Origin of the sequence: Roseovarius sp. AK1035, assembly GCF_003288315.1 — a bacterium.
GTDB classification, from domain to species: domain Bacteria; phylum Pseudomonadota; class Alphaproteobacteria; order Rhodobacterales; family Rhodobacteraceae; genus Roseovarius; species Roseovarius mucosus_A.
Window position 1 is genome coordinate 1,453,087 of sequence record NZ_CP030099.1, and the last position, 14,062, is coordinate 1,467,148.

At 60.9% G+C, this 14,062-nt stretch carries 18 protein-coding genes; 15 read left to right on the top strand and 3 right to left on the bottom strand.

Features of this window, described 5'->3' with window-relative positions; all coding sequences use genetic code 11:
- The first annotated feature begins 16 nt into the window (after window positions 1-16).
- From RAK1035_RS06895 to RAK1035_RS06925, 7 genes are all read left to right on the top strand, one after another.
- Window positions 17-673: a TetR/AcrR family transcriptional regulator gene (locus tag RAK1035_RS06895; protein ID WP_008281410.1), complete on the top strand. Its 657-nt coding sequence runs from the start codon at window positions 17-19 to the stop codon at window positions 671-673.
- Window positions 670-1,974: a phenylacetate--CoA ligase family protein gene (locus RAK1035_RS06900; protein ID WP_008281411.1), complete on the top strand. Its 1,305-nt coding sequence runs from the start codon at window positions 670-672 to the stop codon at window positions 1,972-1,974. The genes RAK1035_RS06895 and RAK1035_RS06900 overlap by 4 nt, the downstream gene beginning before the upstream one ends.
- On the top strand, window positions 1,971-2,732 hold the full coding sequence (locus RAK1035_RS06905; RefSeq protein ID WP_008281412.1) for an enoyl-CoA hydratase/isomerase family protein: 762 nt from the start codon (window positions 1,971-1,973) through the stop codon (window positions 2,730-2,732). Before RAK1035_RS06900 ends, RAK1035_RS06905 begins: the two co-directional genes overlap by 4 nt.
- A gap of 49 nt (window positions 2,733-2,781) precedes the next feature.
- Window positions 2,782-3,447 carry a CDP-diacylglycerol--glycerol-3-phosphate 3-phosphatidyltransferase gene (pgsA, locus tag RAK1035_RS06910; RefSeq protein WP_008281413.1) on the top strand — a complete coding sequence of 222 codons (666 nt, stop codon included), beginning with the start codon at window positions 2,782-2,784 and terminating at the stop codon, window positions 3,445-3,447.
- The gene (gene moaD, locus RAK1035_RS06915; RefSeq protein WP_008281414.1) at window positions 3,444-3,692 is read left to right on the top strand and encodes a molybdopterin converting factor subunit 1; all 249 of its coding nucleotides are present in this window, start codon (window positions 3,444-3,446) and stop codon (window positions 3,690-3,692) included. The genes pgsA and moaD overlap by 4 nt, the downstream gene beginning before the upstream one ends.
- Window positions 3,693-3,695: 3 nt before the next feature.
- Window positions 3,696-4,139 carry a molybdenum cofactor biosynthesis protein MoaE gene (locus RAK1035_RS06920; RefSeq protein ID WP_008281415.1) on the top strand — a complete coding sequence of 148 codons (444 nt, stop codon included), beginning with the start codon at window positions 3,696-3,698 and terminating at the stop codon, window positions 4,137-4,139.
- Between the two features lie 84 nt (window positions 4,140-4,223).
- Window positions 4,224-4,520, top strand: coding sequence for an SCP2 sterol-binding domain-containing protein (locus RAK1035_RS06925; RefSeq protein ID WP_008281416.1), 297 nt, complete (start codon window positions 4,224-4,226; stop codon window positions 4,518-4,520).
- Window positions 4,521-4,600: 80 nt separating this feature from the next.
- On the opposite strand, the gene RAK1035_RS06930 is transcribed toward RAK1035_RS06925, so the two are convergent.
- Complete coding sequence (locus tag RAK1035_RS06930; RefSeq protein ID WP_008281417.1) at window positions 4,601-5,104, bottom strand: hypothetical protein; 504 nt, start codon at window positions 5,102-5,104, stop codon at window positions 4,601-4,603.
- 214 nt (window positions 5,105-5,318) lie between these two features.
- Here RAK1035_RS06930 and RAK1035_RS06935 point away from each other — a divergent pair, with 214 nt between their 5' ends.
- From RAK1035_RS06935 to RAK1035_RS06945, 3 genes are all read left to right on the top strand, one after another.
- Window positions 5,319-6,314, top strand: coding sequence for an asparaginase (locus RAK1035_RS06935; RefSeq protein WP_008281418.1), 996 nt, complete (start codon window positions 5,319-5,321; stop codon window positions 6,312-6,314).
- 269 nt (window positions 6,315-6,583) lie between these two features.
- The gene (locus tag RAK1035_RS06940) at window positions 6,584-6,835 is read left to right on the top strand and encodes a hypothetical protein (RefSeq protein ID WP_008281419.1); all 252 of its coding nucleotides are present in this window, start codon (window positions 6,584-6,586) and stop codon (window positions 6,833-6,835) included.
- Window positions 6,836-6,988: 153 nt separating this feature from the next.
- On the top strand, window positions 6,989-7,699 hold the full coding sequence (locus RAK1035_RS06945; RefSeq protein WP_151978025.1) for a GNAT family N-acetyltransferase: 711 nt from the start codon (window positions 6,989-6,991) through the stop codon (window positions 7,697-7,699).
- A 3-nt stretch (window positions 7,700-7,702) separates the two neighbouring features.
- Here RAK1035_RS06945 and RAK1035_RS06950 read toward each other — a convergent pair whose 3' ends face one another.
- A complete protein-coding gene (locus RAK1035_RS06950; protein WP_008281421.1) occupies window positions 7,703-8,602 on the bottom strand; it encodes a DMT family transporter in 900 nt (299 codons plus the stop codon).
- 107 nt (window positions 8,603-8,709) lie between these two features.
- Here RAK1035_RS06950 and RAK1035_RS06955 point away from each other — a divergent pair, with 107 nt between their 5' ends.
- The 5 genes from RAK1035_RS06955 (at window position 8,710) to parE (ending at window position 13,108) form a co-directional block, all read left to right on the top strand.
- Entirely contained in the window at window positions 8,710-9,480 is a 771-nt protein-coding gene (locus RAK1035_RS06955) for an aldolase/citrate lyase family protein (protein WP_008281422.1), read from the top strand.
- Window positions 9,473-10,405, top strand: coding sequence for a glucokinase (locus RAK1035_RS06960; protein WP_008281423.1), 933 nt, complete (start codon window positions 9,473-9,475; stop codon window positions 10,403-10,405). The genes RAK1035_RS06955 and RAK1035_RS06960 overlap by 8 nt, the downstream gene beginning before the upstream one ends.
- Before the next feature lie 46 nt (window positions 10,406-10,451).
- Window positions 10,452-10,700, top strand: coding sequence for a hypothetical protein (locus RAK1035_RS06965; protein ID WP_008281424.1), 249 nt, complete (start codon window positions 10,452-10,454; stop codon window positions 10,698-10,700).
- Window positions 10,697-11,077 (top strand): type II toxin-antitoxin system death-on-curing family toxin, encoded by a 381-nt coding sequence (locus tag RAK1035_RS06970; protein WP_008281425.1) that lies wholly within the window; start codon window positions 10,697-10,699, stop codon window positions 11,075-11,077. The genes RAK1035_RS06965 and RAK1035_RS06970 overlap by 4 nt, the downstream gene beginning before the upstream one ends.
- Before the next feature lie 75 nt (window positions 11,078-11,152).
- Entirely contained in the window at window positions 11,153-13,108 is a 1,956-nt protein-coding gene (gene parE / locus RAK1035_RS06975; protein WP_008281426.1) for a DNA topoisomerase IV subunit B, read from the top strand.
- Here the strand turns inward: parE and RAK1035_RS06980 are convergent, their stop codons facing one another.
- Window positions 13,109-13,849, bottom strand: coding sequence for an AbiU2 domain-containing protein (locus RAK1035_RS06980; RefSeq protein WP_008281427.1), 741 nt, complete (start codon window positions 13,847-13,849; stop codon window positions 13,109-13,111).
- Between the last annotated feature and the right edge of the window lie 213 nt (window positions 13,850-14,062).

Genomic DNA, 14,062 nt, shown 5'->3' on the forward strand with positions numbered 1-14,062 from the left:
CATTTCTGAGTCGCCCATGCCCGTGCCCGCCGATCACACCAGCTATCCCGCGTTTCTCGCTGTGCAGGTTGAGGGCGAGGCAAAGGGTATCCGCACTGCGCAGGCGCTGCGTATCGCAGCATGCTCTCTTTTGGAACGTGCGGCGCTTCAGGATCTGACCATCGGGGCCATCTGCAAAGAGGCGGGCGTCGCCAATGGCACCTTTTACCTCTACTTTCCCGATCAGGCGCATCTGCTCGACGATCTGCTGCAAGGCTTTGCCGCCTTTCTGCAAGCGGGCATGATCCGCGCCAGCCAGAGCAGCCCCGAGCGCAGCATGCGCCCCGCGACCGAGGCCTATGCCCGCCTTTTCGAGGCCAATCGCGGGCTGATGAAATGCCTCATCCATCATCTTGATGCCTTTCCAGCGGCGCGTGCCGCGTTTCACCGGCTCAATCGGGAATGGATCGACACCGTTGTGGCCGCCACCCGCCGCAGGCTCGCCCGCGAGGGGCGGGGTACACTGAGCGAGGCCGAGTTGACCCGCCGGGCCTATGCCTTGGGTGGCATGACGGATCAGTATTTTTCCAGCCTCTATCTCTCGGGCGAGGCGGGGCTGGTCGATGTGTCTGCCGACCGGGCGGCGGTGATTGCCACGCTCACAACCATCTGGGAACGAGGATTGCAGCCATGAGCCTGCTTGACCAAGCCGAATTTGCCAGCCCTGACCGGCTGCGCGCGCATCAGGCCGCCGCTTGGGCGGTTCAAAGCGCCTATGTCGCGGCACAGTCGGAGTTTTACCGTGACCTTTGGCAGGGGCGCACACCCCCTGCTGACCTGCGCGATCTGGCTGAATTGCCCCTGTCGGATAAGGCGCAATTGCGGATTTCGCAGGCGGAACATCAGCCGTTCGGCACCTATATGGCCGCCTCCCGGCGCGAGGCGGTGCGGTTGCACCGCACCTCTGGCACCACTGGGCAGGCGATGAATTTGGCCCTCTCAGCCCGCGATTGCGCGGTGACAGAGGCGGTGGGCGGGCGCTGTCAATCCGCCTCTGGCCTGACGCCCGACGATACCGTGGTGCATTGCCTGAACTATCAGATGTGGATGGGCGGGCTGACCGATCACATGACCTTGCAGGCGACGGGCGCGATGGTGGTGCCCTTTGGCGTTGGGTCCACAGAATTATTGGTACGCACCATTCAGGAGGTGGGGATCACCGCGATTTCCTGCACACCCTCTTATCCGTCAGTGCTGGAACGGGTGATTGCAGACAAGTTTCCGGGATTGAAACCGCGCGATCTGGGCCTGCGTCTGGGACTCTTTGGCGGCGAGGCGGGGCTGGATGATCCGGCGTTTCGCGCACGCCTGCGGGATGTCTGGGGCATGGAGCCGCGCAATGCCAATTACGGCGTCTCGGATGTGTTCTGCAATTTCGCGGCGCAATGCGAACACGACACGCGCCTGCATTACATGGCGGCCGATGTGCTCTATCCCGAGCTGATAGACCCTGAGACGGGAGCGTCGCTGCCGCTTGAGGCGGGGCAGACCGGGGAATTGGTGCTGACCCATCTGGCGCGCGATTGTCAGCCGCTCGTGCGGTTTCGCAGCGGCGACATCATCACCGTGGATGCAACCGATCCCTGCACCTGCGGGCGCAGCGGGTTCCGCTTTCGCGTGGTGGGGCGGTCGGATGATATGGTGGTGGTGCGCGGCCTCAATCTCTTTCCGACGATGGTTGCGGCAGTCATCAACGAGTTTGCGGCGCTCTCTGGCGACTACCGGATCATTCTCGATAGCCCGCCGCCTTATGATGCCCTGCCGGTCACGGTGGAACGGGCCAAGGGGCAGCCTGTGACAGATGGGCTGGCCGAAGAGGTTGCCACCGCGATCAAGACCAAGCTGGGCGCCACGGCGCGGGTGACAGTGGTGCCGCATGGCACCTTTCCCCTGACCGAGGGCAAGACAAAGCGTGTGCTGAGAGGCAACCAATGACCGATGTGACCTATGAAACCGTCTTGAGCGAGATCGTGGACGAGGGCGTGCGCTGTATCACGCTGAACCGGCCCGGCAGTCTGAATGCCATGAACCGCGCCCTGATCGATGATGTGGCGCGGGCGTTCGAGCGGGCGAATGCAGATGCACAAACCCGCGCGATCATTTTTACTGGGGCGGGCAAGGCGTTTTGCGCAGGCGACGACCGGCGCGAGCATGTGCATCCCACCTCCGAGGAAGAGGCGCGTGATCTGGTGAAGGCGATCCAGCGTGCGACCGATGCCATCGTTCTGGGACACAAACCCGTGGTGGGCGCAATCAATGGATGGGCGGTGGGCGGCGGCTTTGAGTGGGCGATCAATTGCGACTTCCCGATTTGGGCCACATCGGCGCGGGGGTTCTTTCCAGAGGTGTCACTGAACCTCTTTGTCACCGGCGGGGTCAGTAGCCTGTTGCCTGCGCTTGTGGGGCTCAACAAAGCGCGCGAGATGCTGTTTTTTGGCGACCGTTACGGGGCGGCGGACCTGCACGCGATGGGGCTGGCGTGGAAATGCGTGCCCGACGCAGAACTGATGGACGAAGCCAAGGCAACTGCCCGCCGGTTGGCCGATCTGCCCCCCTTGGCTGTGCGTGCGATGAAGCGGGTTCTGAACGCCACTGCGATGACTGACCTGCGCCGCGCCATGGACCACGAGACCGAGGCCACGATTGCTGGGTTCATGGATCCGGAAACCACTCGGAGGCTGCGTGATTTCTAGCAATCAAGGGCGCTTTCCCTCGCGCCTGTGACAGGATAGAACAGAGGCCATGACGTGGACCTTGCCCAATATCCTGACCACGCTCCGCCTGCTGGCAGCCCCGGCAGTAGCGGTCATGTTCTTATATTTTACAAGACCTTATGCCGATTGGTTCGCGCTGATTCTGTTCGTCAGCGCTGCGATCACCGATTGGTTCGATGGGTATCTGGCGCGCAGCTGGAAGCAAGTGACCAAGCTGGGCACGATGCTGGACCCGATTGCCGATAAGGCGATGGTGGTCATCGCCCTGATGGTGATCGTCGGCTATTCAAGCATGTCGCCCTGGTTGGTGCTGCCCGCCACGGTCATTCTGTTTCGAGAGGTGTTTGTCTCGGGCTTGCGCGAATTTCTGGGCGACACCGCAGGCACCCTCAAGGTCACGCAATTGGCCAAGTGGAAAACCACCGCGCAGATGGTGGCGATTGCCGTGCTGTTTGCCCAAGGTGTGTTCGAGCACTATTTTGGTATGTCGGTGTTCGGCATGGATGATCATCTGGTTTTGTCCATCCTCGAGGGGCGCGAGGATGATTTGCACGGGTTGACGTGGAAATACACCGGCATGGTTTGGGCCGGCCACGTGGGCATCTGGCTTTTGTGGCTGGCGGCGGCGTTAACCCTGCTGACGGGGTTCGACTATTTCAACAAGTCGATCCCCTATCTGAAGGATGAGAGATGATGGATGTGCTCTATTTCGCTTGGGTGCGGGAACGGATCGGCCTTCCAAAGGAGCGGATTGATACCACACCCGCCACGGTCATGGACTTGGTGAACCAACTGCGCGCGCGCGAAGAGCGGTATGAGGCTGCGTTTGCTGATCTGAGCGCGCTGCGCGTGGCGGTGGATCAAGAGTTGAGCGATTTCGATGCGCCGCTGGCCGGTGCCCGAGAGGTGGCATTCTTTCCGCCGATGACCGGGGGCTGAGCCATGGATATCCGGGTACAAGAGGCCGCGTTTGACCTTGGTGCCGAGGCCAATGCCTTTGTTGCGCGACAGTCCGGGATGGGCGCGGTTGTGACCTTTACCGGGATTGTGCGCGATCTCGATGGTGCGTCCCTTCGGGCGATGCAGATCGAACATTATCCCGGCATGACGCAAAAGGCGCTGGAAAAGATCGCGGAAGAGGCGCGCGAACGCTGGAGTCTTGGGGATGTTCTGGTCATCCACCGCTATGGCACCCTGCAGGCGGATGCGGTGATCATGATGGTCGCCACCGCCGCCCGGCACCGCGCCGATGCCTTTCACGCGGCGGAATTCCTGATGGATTTTCTAAAGTCGCGGGCGCCCTTCTGGAAGAAGGAAGTGACCGAGGCAGGGGCCGATTGGGTTGCCGCCAAAGATGCAGACGAGGATGCGCTGACGCGCTGGTAAATCATGTGACGCGCGGTTTTGCTTGCGCCCGGACCTGTTCCGGGGTGATCTATCGCGAACCCAATTCCCGACAGAGACCATCCCATGAGTGCCATCATCGACGACTATATCACCACGCTCACGCCCCGCGCCAAGGGCCATATCAGAGGCCTCGCCAAGCTTGTGATTACAGGCCACGGCAGCGTCATGCTCAGCGAGGCAGGCGCGCGCGCCGGGGATGAAGCGGCGGATGTGGTTCTAAGCGCCAGCGACGAGGTGTTTCGCAACATCCTGTCCGGCGCACAAAACCCGGTCATGGCTTATATGTCAGGCAAGCTGAAGGTTGAGGGCAATGTGCAACGCGCGCTCAAAGTCAGTGCGATCCTGACGGCTCAGGGATAGCGCGACGCTGTCACGAAAAGCGGCGGTGCCGATCTGGCCCGCCGCATTGAATTCATAGCGCCACAGGCACACGCACGCGGTTACTTGCAGCGTTTTTCGGCCTCTTCCACTGCCGCAGTATATCCCAGCAGAGAGAACGTATCCTTGGTCACTGTGCCACGCCCTGAGCGGGCGGTCAGAACCGCATCCGCGCCGCGTTTCATCGCTGCGAGAACTTGGGCGTCATCCTCGGTGCTTGCGGGCCAAGCCCATTCGCCTTCGGTGAACAGCTCGAATTGCGTGCCGCCGATATTGAGGTTTACGGTCGACCCCCCGGCAAACGGATAGCCACCGGTAAAGGTGATCTGGCCCTGCACGCCTGCACCCGGGCGGAAGAACGTCATCAACAGCACATCGCCGCGCCGCACTGCCACCACGCGCCCATCCTTGGTGTTGACAGATTCCGTGGGCGCAGAGACCGCCCAGCATTCGCGCGGATCACTGTCCTCGAACACGCTCCACGCCGTGCTGGTGGCCACCTGATTGGTGCTCGTGCTTTGCGCCTGTGCTGCGGGTGTGATCAGCATCGCCACCGCGATGGCCATACCGCCTGCAAATCTTGATATCATATGTCCAGCCTCCAAGCTGTCCTAAGCCTCAAATCCTTCGGTCGCCAGCTACCCTTTACGGGAATATTTTTATATGCGACCAGTTCTGTCTCGACATTGCAATATTAGCCTGAAACACGCGAGAAGTGAAAGACGCAATTGGCGGATTTCCGCATATCCCGCCTGTCCCCCGATCTGCCGGAGTATACCGATGACCAACGCTGTCCCCTTCACCGAAATCTGGCGCGGCCCCTCGCCTGAGAGCGTGCACCTGGGGCATGCGGTGATTTGCGACGCTGGGGGCGCGATTGTCGAGGCTTGGGGCAACCCGTCCGAGACGATCCTACCGCGTTCGTCGTGCAAGATGCTCCAAGCTTTGCCGCTGATCACCAGCGGGGCGGCGGATGCGCATGGGCTGACATCCGAGCAACTGGCGCTCTCTTGCGCCTCTCATAATGGCGCGGCGATCCATACCGAGCGCGTCAATCGCTGGCTATCTGATCTGGGCCTGAGTGATGATGACCTGCGCTGCGGTGCCCATGACCCGCAGGACAAGGCGGCGCATAAATCACTGCTGTGTTCCGGCACCTCGCCCTGTCAGGTGCATAACAACTGTTCCGGAAAACATGCGGGCTTTCTCACGCTCAACCGGCATCTGGGCGGCTCTGCCGACTATATTGATCCCAGTCACCCGGTGCAAAGGGCCGTGCTCGAGGCGTTCGAAGAGGCCACGGGGGAAACGTCGCCCTATTTCGGCATTGATGGGTGTTCCGCCCCCAATCACGCCAGTTCGCTGCATGGCATGGCCCGCGCGATGGCGTGGTTTGCGGGCGCGTCAGACAGCGGCGATGTGGCCGAGCGCGCCGCCGTTCGGCTTTGGCAGGCCATGGTTGCGCATCCTGAACTGGTGGCGGGTGAGGGGCGGGCCTGCACCGAACTCATGCGCGCCTGTTCCGAGCCTGTGGCGCTCAAGACAGGGGCGGAGGCGTTTTTCATTGCGATTCTGCCCCGGCGCAAGCTGGGTGTCGCGCTCAAGATCGTTGATGGGGGTACGCGCGGTGCGGAATGCGCGATTGCCTCAATCCTCGTGCGTCTCGGTGTGCTCGACCCAGAGCATCCTGCGGCGCGCAAATATCGCAACGCGCCCATCGTCAATTGGCGCGGCATCGAAACGGGCATGATCCGCCCGGCGGCAGCCCTCGCCTGACGCGACTCGGGCGTATCGGCGGCGCTCCTCTCATGCCTGAACCCGGCCCATATCGGCGCCGGGCTGCTCAATTCACCCCTGGCGATGCGCGGCCTCTCGCCCGCTGGCTGACACCGGCGTAGGTCCGCGTATCGGACCCCCGGCATCTGGCCGGTTTCCGCGCTTTTTGGCGCGAAATCAGCGCCCCCCGCGACAGGTGGATCAAGCCTGCGCATGCTCTGTCCATGGGAGCGCCTCTGCGCCCCTCAACCAGAGAAAGGACGACCCAAATGACCAAGGAATTCGGTGCCGCGACTTTTGCACTCGCGCTGAGCCTGCCTGTGATGGCATTCGCGGGCGAGTTTTCCGCGATGGATGCGGATGGCGATGGCTATGTGACCATGTCCGAGTTTCAGCAGGTGATACCCGACGCCACCGCCGAGACCTTTACCACGGCAGATGCCAATTCCGATGGTGCACTGAGCGCCGAGGAAGTGGCCGCCGCCGTCGAAGCCGGTGTGCTGCCCGCATCGGACGGCTGATCCGGGTCTTAGACCTGTGCCATCACCAGCGTCGGGGCGGAGGAGGATCTCCGCCCCGATCCGTGATCCTTCGGCCCATCTCTTGAACAACGCCTGCTCACCCCCATATCGGGCCAAACGACCATTTTTCGCCGCAGGCTTGGGGGGCGCGACGTGACTGATCGGACCAGAAAACCATTCCTGACGGGGCAGGCCCCTGCACCGTCGATGCAAAGCCGATGGGACGGCGTTCTGACACCCGAGCAAAAAGCGTGGTGTGATGCGCGCGACATCGCCCTTGCCTATGATCCGCTGCAAATTGGCTGGGTTATCGCCGACATAGACAGCACGTGCTTGCGGTCTACGCCTGCCACTCCCTTGTCATGGAAGGTCAAAACGCCGGGCCTTTTGAATTTCCGGCGCTGGCAGCCCTCGGATGTGCCGGCCTATATGCGGCTTTTGTCCGACCCCGAAGTCTGGCAGCACATGTATGAGGCATGGCCCGGCACCCTGACACAGGCGCTGGCACGCGACCTGATCGACATCTCAGGTCTGAGCGATCATCACGATGTTCTGGCCGTCACACTTGATGCGCAGCCCATCGGGCAGATGCGGCTTGCCTTTGGCGCGGATGCCAGCAGCAGCGATACCGCCGAAATCAGCTATTGGCTGGGCCGTGACTATTGGGGCCGCGGTCTTGGGCGGGATCTGGTGCACCGCGCCACACGGCGTGCATTTGCGGATCATGCCTGGCTTTATCGTCTGGTTGCCTTTGTTCATCCCGAGAATGTGGCATCGGCAAAATGTCTGCGCGCGGCCGGCTATCACGACCGGGGCCACCGCGATGACGGGTGGCAGTGTTTCGTGATCTATCGCGACACCTGAGGATCAGACCGGCGGGCCGGTGCGGGGCTGTGGCCTGTTGCGCAAGCGCCGGTTATGCGCCAGCGCCCAGAGGTTTGACGCAAAGAGCGCGCCAATCACCACAACACCCCCGAGGATGGCCCAAGGCCCCGGGTCTTCGCCGATCACCGCCCAGACGAGAAGCGGTGCCAAGACGGATTCGAGCAGGATGAGCAGCGCCACCTCTGCCGAGGCCAGATAGCGCGGGCCCAGCGTGAGCAGGCAGGTTGAGACGCTGATAAACGCCCCATGTGCCAGAATAAGGGGCCAGTTGGCGTGCCAGACGGTCATGGGCTGTGCCGCAGGCCAGATCGCGAGCGACGCCCCGAGAAAGGCCAGCGGAATAGCCGGGATCATCGACACCGCGCGCAACTGCCGCGCCGTGGTCATCGCCCCGGCAAAGCTGGCCGACACGCCAAGCGCGATCAGATCGCCATGCCAATGCGCGCCATGCGTCTCGCCCGAGCCCCAAGCGATCACGCCAAGCCCCGCAAACACCCCTGCCATGGTCAATACCATGCGTTTGCTGATGGACTCGCCCAGAAAAATCCGGCTGAAAATCGCAGCAAAGACCGGCATGGAGGCAAGGATAAAGACCACATTGGCGACGCTGGTCAGGCTTACGGCAAAGACAAAGCCGGGGGCGGTAATGGCAATCAGAAAGGTATAGAGCAAACCATGCTTGCCGGTTTTCGCAACCTCGCGGATGCCCCGAAACCCTTGAAACAGCAGCACGCCCGTCAGGATGACGGACCCCGCCGTGATGCCACGCCAAAAGGCGATGCTGGCGGCGTCGCCGTCGATCAGCCGCACAAAGAGCGAATCCGGCACGACGAACAGCACGCCGAGCGCGGTGATGATCAGACCTTTGAGATGCGTATTCATTGGGCAATCTCTGGGGGGAATGTCGGGCAAAGTAAACCCCGTCTTGGCTCTCGCCAAAGCGCGCGGGCGCGGTCTATGCTGCGCCGGACAGCCAGAGGAGTGCCGCCATGCCCGCCCCCGAAAACCGTTTCAAATCCGCCCTGTTGCGCGGTGAGCGTCTGATTGGATGCTGGGCTGGTTTTGCCGATCCTTACGCGACAGAGGTTCTGGCGAGTGCCGGGTTTGATTGGCTGGTGATCGACGGGGAACATGCGCCCAACGATTTACGCTCTATCTCGGCGCAACTGGCGATGCTGGCGGGGCGGCAAAGCCTGCCGGTGGTTCGACTGCCGATGGGTGAAGCATGGGCAATCAAGCAGGTGCTTGACGCAGGCGCGCAGAGCCTGATCATTCCCATGGTCGAGAGCGCGGATCAGGCCCGCGACCTTGTGCGCGCCACCCGCTATCCGCCAGACGGTATTCGCGGATCGGGCGCGGCGCTGGCGCGGGCGTCAGATTTCTCTCGGATCAAGGATTACATCCCCACAGCCAACGCCCAGATATGTCTGATCGTGCAGGTCGAGAGTATGGCCGGTATAGACGCGCTCGGGGAAATTCTGGCGGTCGAGGGCGTGGACGGCGTCTTTATCGGCCCCTCCGATCTGGCGGTCGATATGGGGTATGTGGGCGATAGCCACGCGCCTGAGGTACAAGAGGTCATTCGCGGGGCACTTGCCCGGATCGCCGCCTCACCCAAGGCCGCAGGCATCCTCGCGCTCGATCACGCCACGGCGCAGCGCTATGCCGATTGGGGCGCGCAGTTTCTGGCGGTGGGCATCGACGTGGTGATGCTGGCACAGGCGGCACGGGCGACCGTGGCGCGCTGGCGCGATGCGTGAGAGCCTCGTCGCCGATGTCGGGGCAAGCCATACAAGGGTGGCGCTGACAGCAGGCTCGGCGCTCAAACCGGGCAGCGTGCAGCGCTTTGAAAACGCAGCGTTTGCCGGGCTCTTGCCGATCTTGGCGACGTATCTTGCAGAGCACGGCACGCACCCGCGCGCAATCTGTGCCGGTGTGGCGGGGCCGGTGCGGGCGGGCACGGCGCAACTGACCAATCTCGATTGGTTCATCGACGGGGCCGAGATGGCCCATGCCACAGGCGCAACCGAGGTGCATCTGATCAATGACCTTCAGGCGCAGGGCTATGCGCTTGATGATCTTGACCCCGCATGGATCATGCCTGTGTTTGCAGGGCATCCTGATCCTAACGGCCCGCGCATGGTGCTGGGCCTGGGCACAGGCAGCAATATCGCGGTGGTGCACCGGGTTGGTGCCGACCTTTTGGTGCCGCCCGCCGAGGCCGGCCATTCCGGTTTGCCGCATCTGGGCGATGCGGCCAACGCGGTGATCGCGGCCTTGGGCGCAGAAGTGGCGCATAAACCCTATGAGGCGCTCTTGTCTGGCTCTGGGCTTGTGCGCCTGCACCGTCTGCGCAGTGGCGTGACCCTTACCGCCCCGGACATCCTGACCGGCGCATCACAGGGTCAGGGAGCATGCGCTGAGACACTCGCTTTGTTTCTGGAAATTCTGGGCGCTGTCATGGGCAATCTGGCACTCACCCATATGGCGACAGGAGGCGTGTTCCTGATCGGCGGACTGGCCCGCGCTATGGCGCCGCTGCTCAATAGGCCAGAGTTTCGTCAGGTGTTTGTCGCCAAGGGCCCGTATCGGCCCATTATGGAAGCCATGCCGATCCATCTGATCACCGAGGATACCGCCGCACTCATTGGCTGCGCGCGCTACTTGCGGCAGAGGTTGAAATAATGGGCGTTTGAGTGTATATTTGAATATACATTCAAAGGATCACCCCATGAAGCGCCTGCATACCAATCAGATCTGCACCATCACCGAATTGCGCGAACCGCAAAAGGTGCTCGACGCGGCAGGTGGCAAGCCGGTGGCAATCATGAAGAACTCCAAATGCATCGGGTATCTGGTGCCCGAAGAGGCCACGCTGCAACAAGAGCCGCGTTATGCGACGATGGACGAGGTGATGGCCGCAGTTGAGGCAACGCACGCACAGGCACAGCCCGTGCTCGACTACCTCAAAGACAAATGAGCTTCTTGCTCTTGAGTGTGGAGCAGGTCGAGACACTCCATGATCTTGTTTTGAATCCCGGCGAATTACCCGGCAGGGCGTTGGATAAATCGCTGTCAGGGGCCTTGGCGCGCGTCGGTAACCGGCTGGCTTATGGTATGATAGAGGATGTGTTCGATCTTGCCGCTGCCTATGCAGAGGCAATTGCGCAGGGACATTGCTTCAACGATGCCAACAAACGCACAGCTTATCGGGTGATGATCGTTTGTCTCCGCCTGAATGGCGTGACAATGACACATGACACCGAAGACGTCGGCCAGCGGATCATCCGTCTTGCGCAGCGCCTGGATGATGCCGGGGAAATGGCCGATTGGTTGCGCGCGCAGGCTGGCGCATAGGCCGCAGCCACTTCCCCCGCCGCGCCCGCTCTGCCATACTGTCGCCCAACCCAAAAAACATAAAAGAGCAGTGGCATGAACGATCTTCTCTCGCCCACCCCGAAATCCGATTATGACGCCTCCTCCATTCAGGTGCTCGAGGATATGGAGCATGTCCGCCTGCGTCCCGGCATGTATATCGGCGGCAAGGACGATCGCGCCCTGCATCACATGGTGGCCGAGATCATCGACAACTCGATGGATGAGGCGGTGGCAGGCCACGCCACATGGATCGAGGTGGAATTACACGCCAACGGGCATGTCAGCGTGCGCGACAACGGGCGCGGCATTCCGGTTGATCCACACCCCAAGGACCCCAAGAAATCGGCGCTCGAGATCATCTTTTGCACGCTGAACGCGGGCGGTAAATTTTCAGGCGATAGCTATCAGACGTCCGGTGGCCTGCACGGCGTTGGCTCGTCGGTGGTCAATGCGCTGTCGGATCATCTGCGGGTCGAGGTTGCGCGCAACCGCGAGCTTTACATGATGGAGTTCTCGCGCGGCACTCCACAAGCGCCCCTGGCCAAGATTGGTGCTGCCCCCAACCGACGCGGCACTTCGGTGACGTTCCATCCCGATCCAGAGATCTTCGGCTCTCTCACGCTCAAACCGGCGCGGCTCTTCAAGATGGCGCGCTCCAAGGCCTATCTCTTTTCCGGTGTCGAAATCCGCTGGAAAACCGAGATCAGCGATGGCGACACCCCGCAAGAGGCCACGTTCAAATTCCCCGGTGGCCTTGCCGATTATCTGGGTGAGGCCTTGGGCGGTGCCACCACCTATGCCGAGCGTCCCTTTGCCGGCACCGTCGATTTCCGCGACAAATACAACGTTCCGGGCAAGGTGGAATGGGCGATCAACTGGACGCCTGCGCGCGACGGGTTCATTCAATCCTATTGCAACACAGTGCCCACGCCCGAGGGTGGCACGCATGAGGCCGGGTTCTGGGCGGCGATCCTCAAGGGGATCAAGGCCTATGGCGAGTTGTCCAATAACCGCAAGGCCGCGCAGATCACGCGCGAAGACCTGCTCGCGGGTGGTTGTGCGCTCGTGTCCTGCTTTATCCGAGAGCCGGAATTCGTGGGCCAGACCAAGGACCGTCTTGCCACCACCGATGCCGCGCGCATGGTCGAGGGGGCTGTGCGCGACCATTTCGACAACTGGCTGGCGGCCGATACCAAATCGGCAGGCGCTATTCTTGATTTTCTGGTGCTGCGCGCCGAGGAACGGCTGCGCCGTCGTCAGGAAAAGGAAACCCAACGCAAGACCGCAACCAAAAAGCTGCGCCTGCCCGGAAAGCTGGTGGATTGCTCTTCCAGCACCCGCGACGGCACGGAGCTGTTCATCGTCGAGGGTGATAGCGCGGGGGGCTCGGCCAAGATGGCGCGGGATCGCAAGACCCAAGCTCTTTTGCCGCTGCGTGGCAAAATCCTGAACGTGCTGGGCGCGGCCTCGTCCAAATTGGGCAGCAATCAAGAGATCAGCGACCTGACGCAGGCCTTGGGCGTGAGCCTTGGCAGCAAGTTCAATCTTGATGATCTGCGCTATGACAAGATCATCATCATGACCGACGCTGATGTCGATGGCGCGCATATCGCGGCGCTGTTGATGACGTTCTTTTTCACGCAAATGCGCCCGATGATCGACGCGGGCCACCTCTATCTGGCCTGCCCGCCGCTCTACCGGCTGACCCAAGGGTCAAAACGGGTCTATTGCCTCGATGAAGCCGAGCGCGATCTGTGGCTGGAAAAGGGGCTGGGCGGGAAAGGCAAGATCGACGTCAGCCGCTTCAAGGGTCTGGGCGAGATGGACGCCAAGGATCTCAAAGAGACGACGATGGACCCCGGCTCGCGCAAACTCATCCGCGTGACCATTGACGAGGACGAACCGGGCCAGACCGGCGACCTCGTGGAACGCCTGATGGGGAAAAAGCCGGAACTGCGGTTCCAGTATATTTCCGAGAATGCGCGGTTCGTGGAGGAGTTGGATGTTTGATTACCCGTCCATCCGTTCAGGTGGTCGATAGGTTACCCAATCTGGTAGCGTTGAAAGTTGTTTTGCTTTCTCATACTCTCCCGACTTGGTTAGAAATCTATGCTGCTCTTCCAACTCATTCTCTTTAAGTTGACCGAGAAAAATGTGCTTAATGAACTGAACCTCGTCATTTGAGCGCCTGTGTATTGGGTGGGTTACAAGGTCAGTATTCAAGCATTCATGCCCTACCCATCGCACAACTGCAGCAATGGCATCAATTGCATCCGATACTTTGCGCTGGGAAGCATGGTCTAACGTAGCCTGCTTTACTCTTACATCGTAGTCTGAGTGAGCAATTTTCTTGTCGCGCCAACTCCGGGCAAATCGTACCGCTTCGACAGCGTCTGTGATGAGGTTTTCAAGGGATTCTTTTGCAGCGTGATCCGTTAGAAAACTCGAAAAGCGCCTAATCGTTGTGTTGGTATTCTTTCCACCTCGGGCGTTAGGTGGGTCCGTCATGCGACACAATGCCATAAGCGCGCTTTCAAATAGGGTTTTTTCGAGCACAAAAGCGGTCAAACCGCTGGTCTTATTCAAAAGCTCTACGCGCTCTTTTGACGTTCCAAAGAACGAAACATAAATCCTCCACAGTGTCCTAAGACTGTAGAGATCAGTTTCAATATGACGGAACAAAGGGCCAAAATCCGGGCCTAAAGAATCTATTCGCGCTTGTTCAACTTCCTTTGCACTTTGGGCTGTCATTCCTAATCTTCTTTCATGAAGTGAAAAGCTATTCGTCCCGAGCCTGCTCCAAAGCAATTGTGGCTTTATCCATGTTGTATTGCAATTTCCCCGCGCGAATAGCACCGAAGGTGCCGCGCGATCGCCGGGCCGCCCCCCGGCCTGGCGATTTTGAGGTGTTGCGCGCCGTCTTGGGGTCACACCGATTTGGCAGGGATAAAGTGGCAGCCACAA

Excerpts from the sequence above, each read along its gene's own strand:
- RAK1035_RS06895 (WP_008281410.1), top strand. The coding sequence starts at position 17 with ATGCCCGTGCCCGCCGATCACACCAGCTATCCCGCGTTTCTCGCTGTG.
- RAK1035_RS06900 (WP_008281411.1), top strand. The coding sequence starts at position 670 with ATGAGCCTGCTTGACCAAGCCGAATTTGCCAGCCCTGACCGGCTGCGC.
- RAK1035_RS06905 (WP_008281412.1), top strand. The coding sequence starts at position 1,971 with ATGACCGATGTGACCTATGAAACCGTCTTGAGCGAGATCGTGGACGAG.
- pgsA (WP_008281413.1), top strand. The coding sequence starts at position 2,782 with ATGACGTGGACCTTGCCCAATATCCTGACCACGCTCCGCCTGCTGGCA.
- moaD (WP_008281414.1), top strand. The coding sequence starts at position 3,444 with ATGATGGATGTGCTCTATTTCGCTTGGGTGCGGGAACGGATCGGCCTT.
- RAK1035_RS06920 (WP_008281415.1), top strand. The coding sequence starts at position 3,696 with ATGGATATCCGGGTACAAGAGGCCGCGTTTGACCTTGGTGCCGAGGCC.
- RAK1035_RS06925 (WP_008281416.1), top strand. The coding sequence starts at position 4,224 with ATGAGTGCCATCATCGACGACTATATCACCACGCTCACGCCCCGCGCC.
- RAK1035_RS06930 (WP_008281417.1), bottom strand. The coding sequence starts at position 5,104 with ATGGCCATCGCGGTGGCGATGCTGATCACACCCGCAGCACAGGCGCAA.
- RAK1035_RS06935 (WP_008281418.1), top strand. The coding sequence starts at position 5,319 with ATGACCAACGCTGTCCCCTTCACCGAAATCTGGCGCGGCCCCTCGCCT.
- RAK1035_RS06940 (WP_008281419.1), top strand. The coding sequence starts at position 6,584 with ATGACCAAGGAATTCGGTGCCGCGACTTTTGCACTCGCGCTGAGCCTG.
- RAK1035_RS06950 (WP_008281421.1), bottom strand. The coding sequence starts at position 8,602 with ATGAATACGCATCTCAAAGGTCTGATCATCACCGCGCTCGGCGTGCTG.
- RAK1035_RS06955 (WP_008281422.1), top strand. The coding sequence starts at position 8,710 with ATGCCCGCCCCCGAAAACCGTTTCAAATCCGCCCTGTTGCGCGGTGAG.
- RAK1035_RS06960 (WP_008281423.1), top strand. The coding sequence starts at position 9,473 with ATGCGTGAGAGCCTCGTCGCCGATGTCGGGGCAAGCCATACAAGGGTG.
- RAK1035_RS06965 (WP_008281424.1), top strand. The coding sequence starts at position 10,452 with ATGAAGCGCCTGCATACCAATCAGATCTGCACCATCACCGAATTGCGC.
- RAK1035_RS06970 (WP_008281425.1), top strand. The coding sequence starts at position 10,697 with ATGAGCTTCTTGCTCTTGAGTGTGGAGCAGGTCGAGACACTCCATGAT.
- parE (WP_008281426.1), top strand. The coding sequence starts at position 11,153 with ATGAACGATCTTCTCTCGCCCACCCCGAAATCCGATTATGACGCCTCC.
- RAK1035_RS06980 (WP_008281427.1), bottom strand. The coding sequence starts at position 13,849 with ATGACAGCCCAAAGTGCAAAGGAAGTTGAACAAGCGCGAATAGATTCT.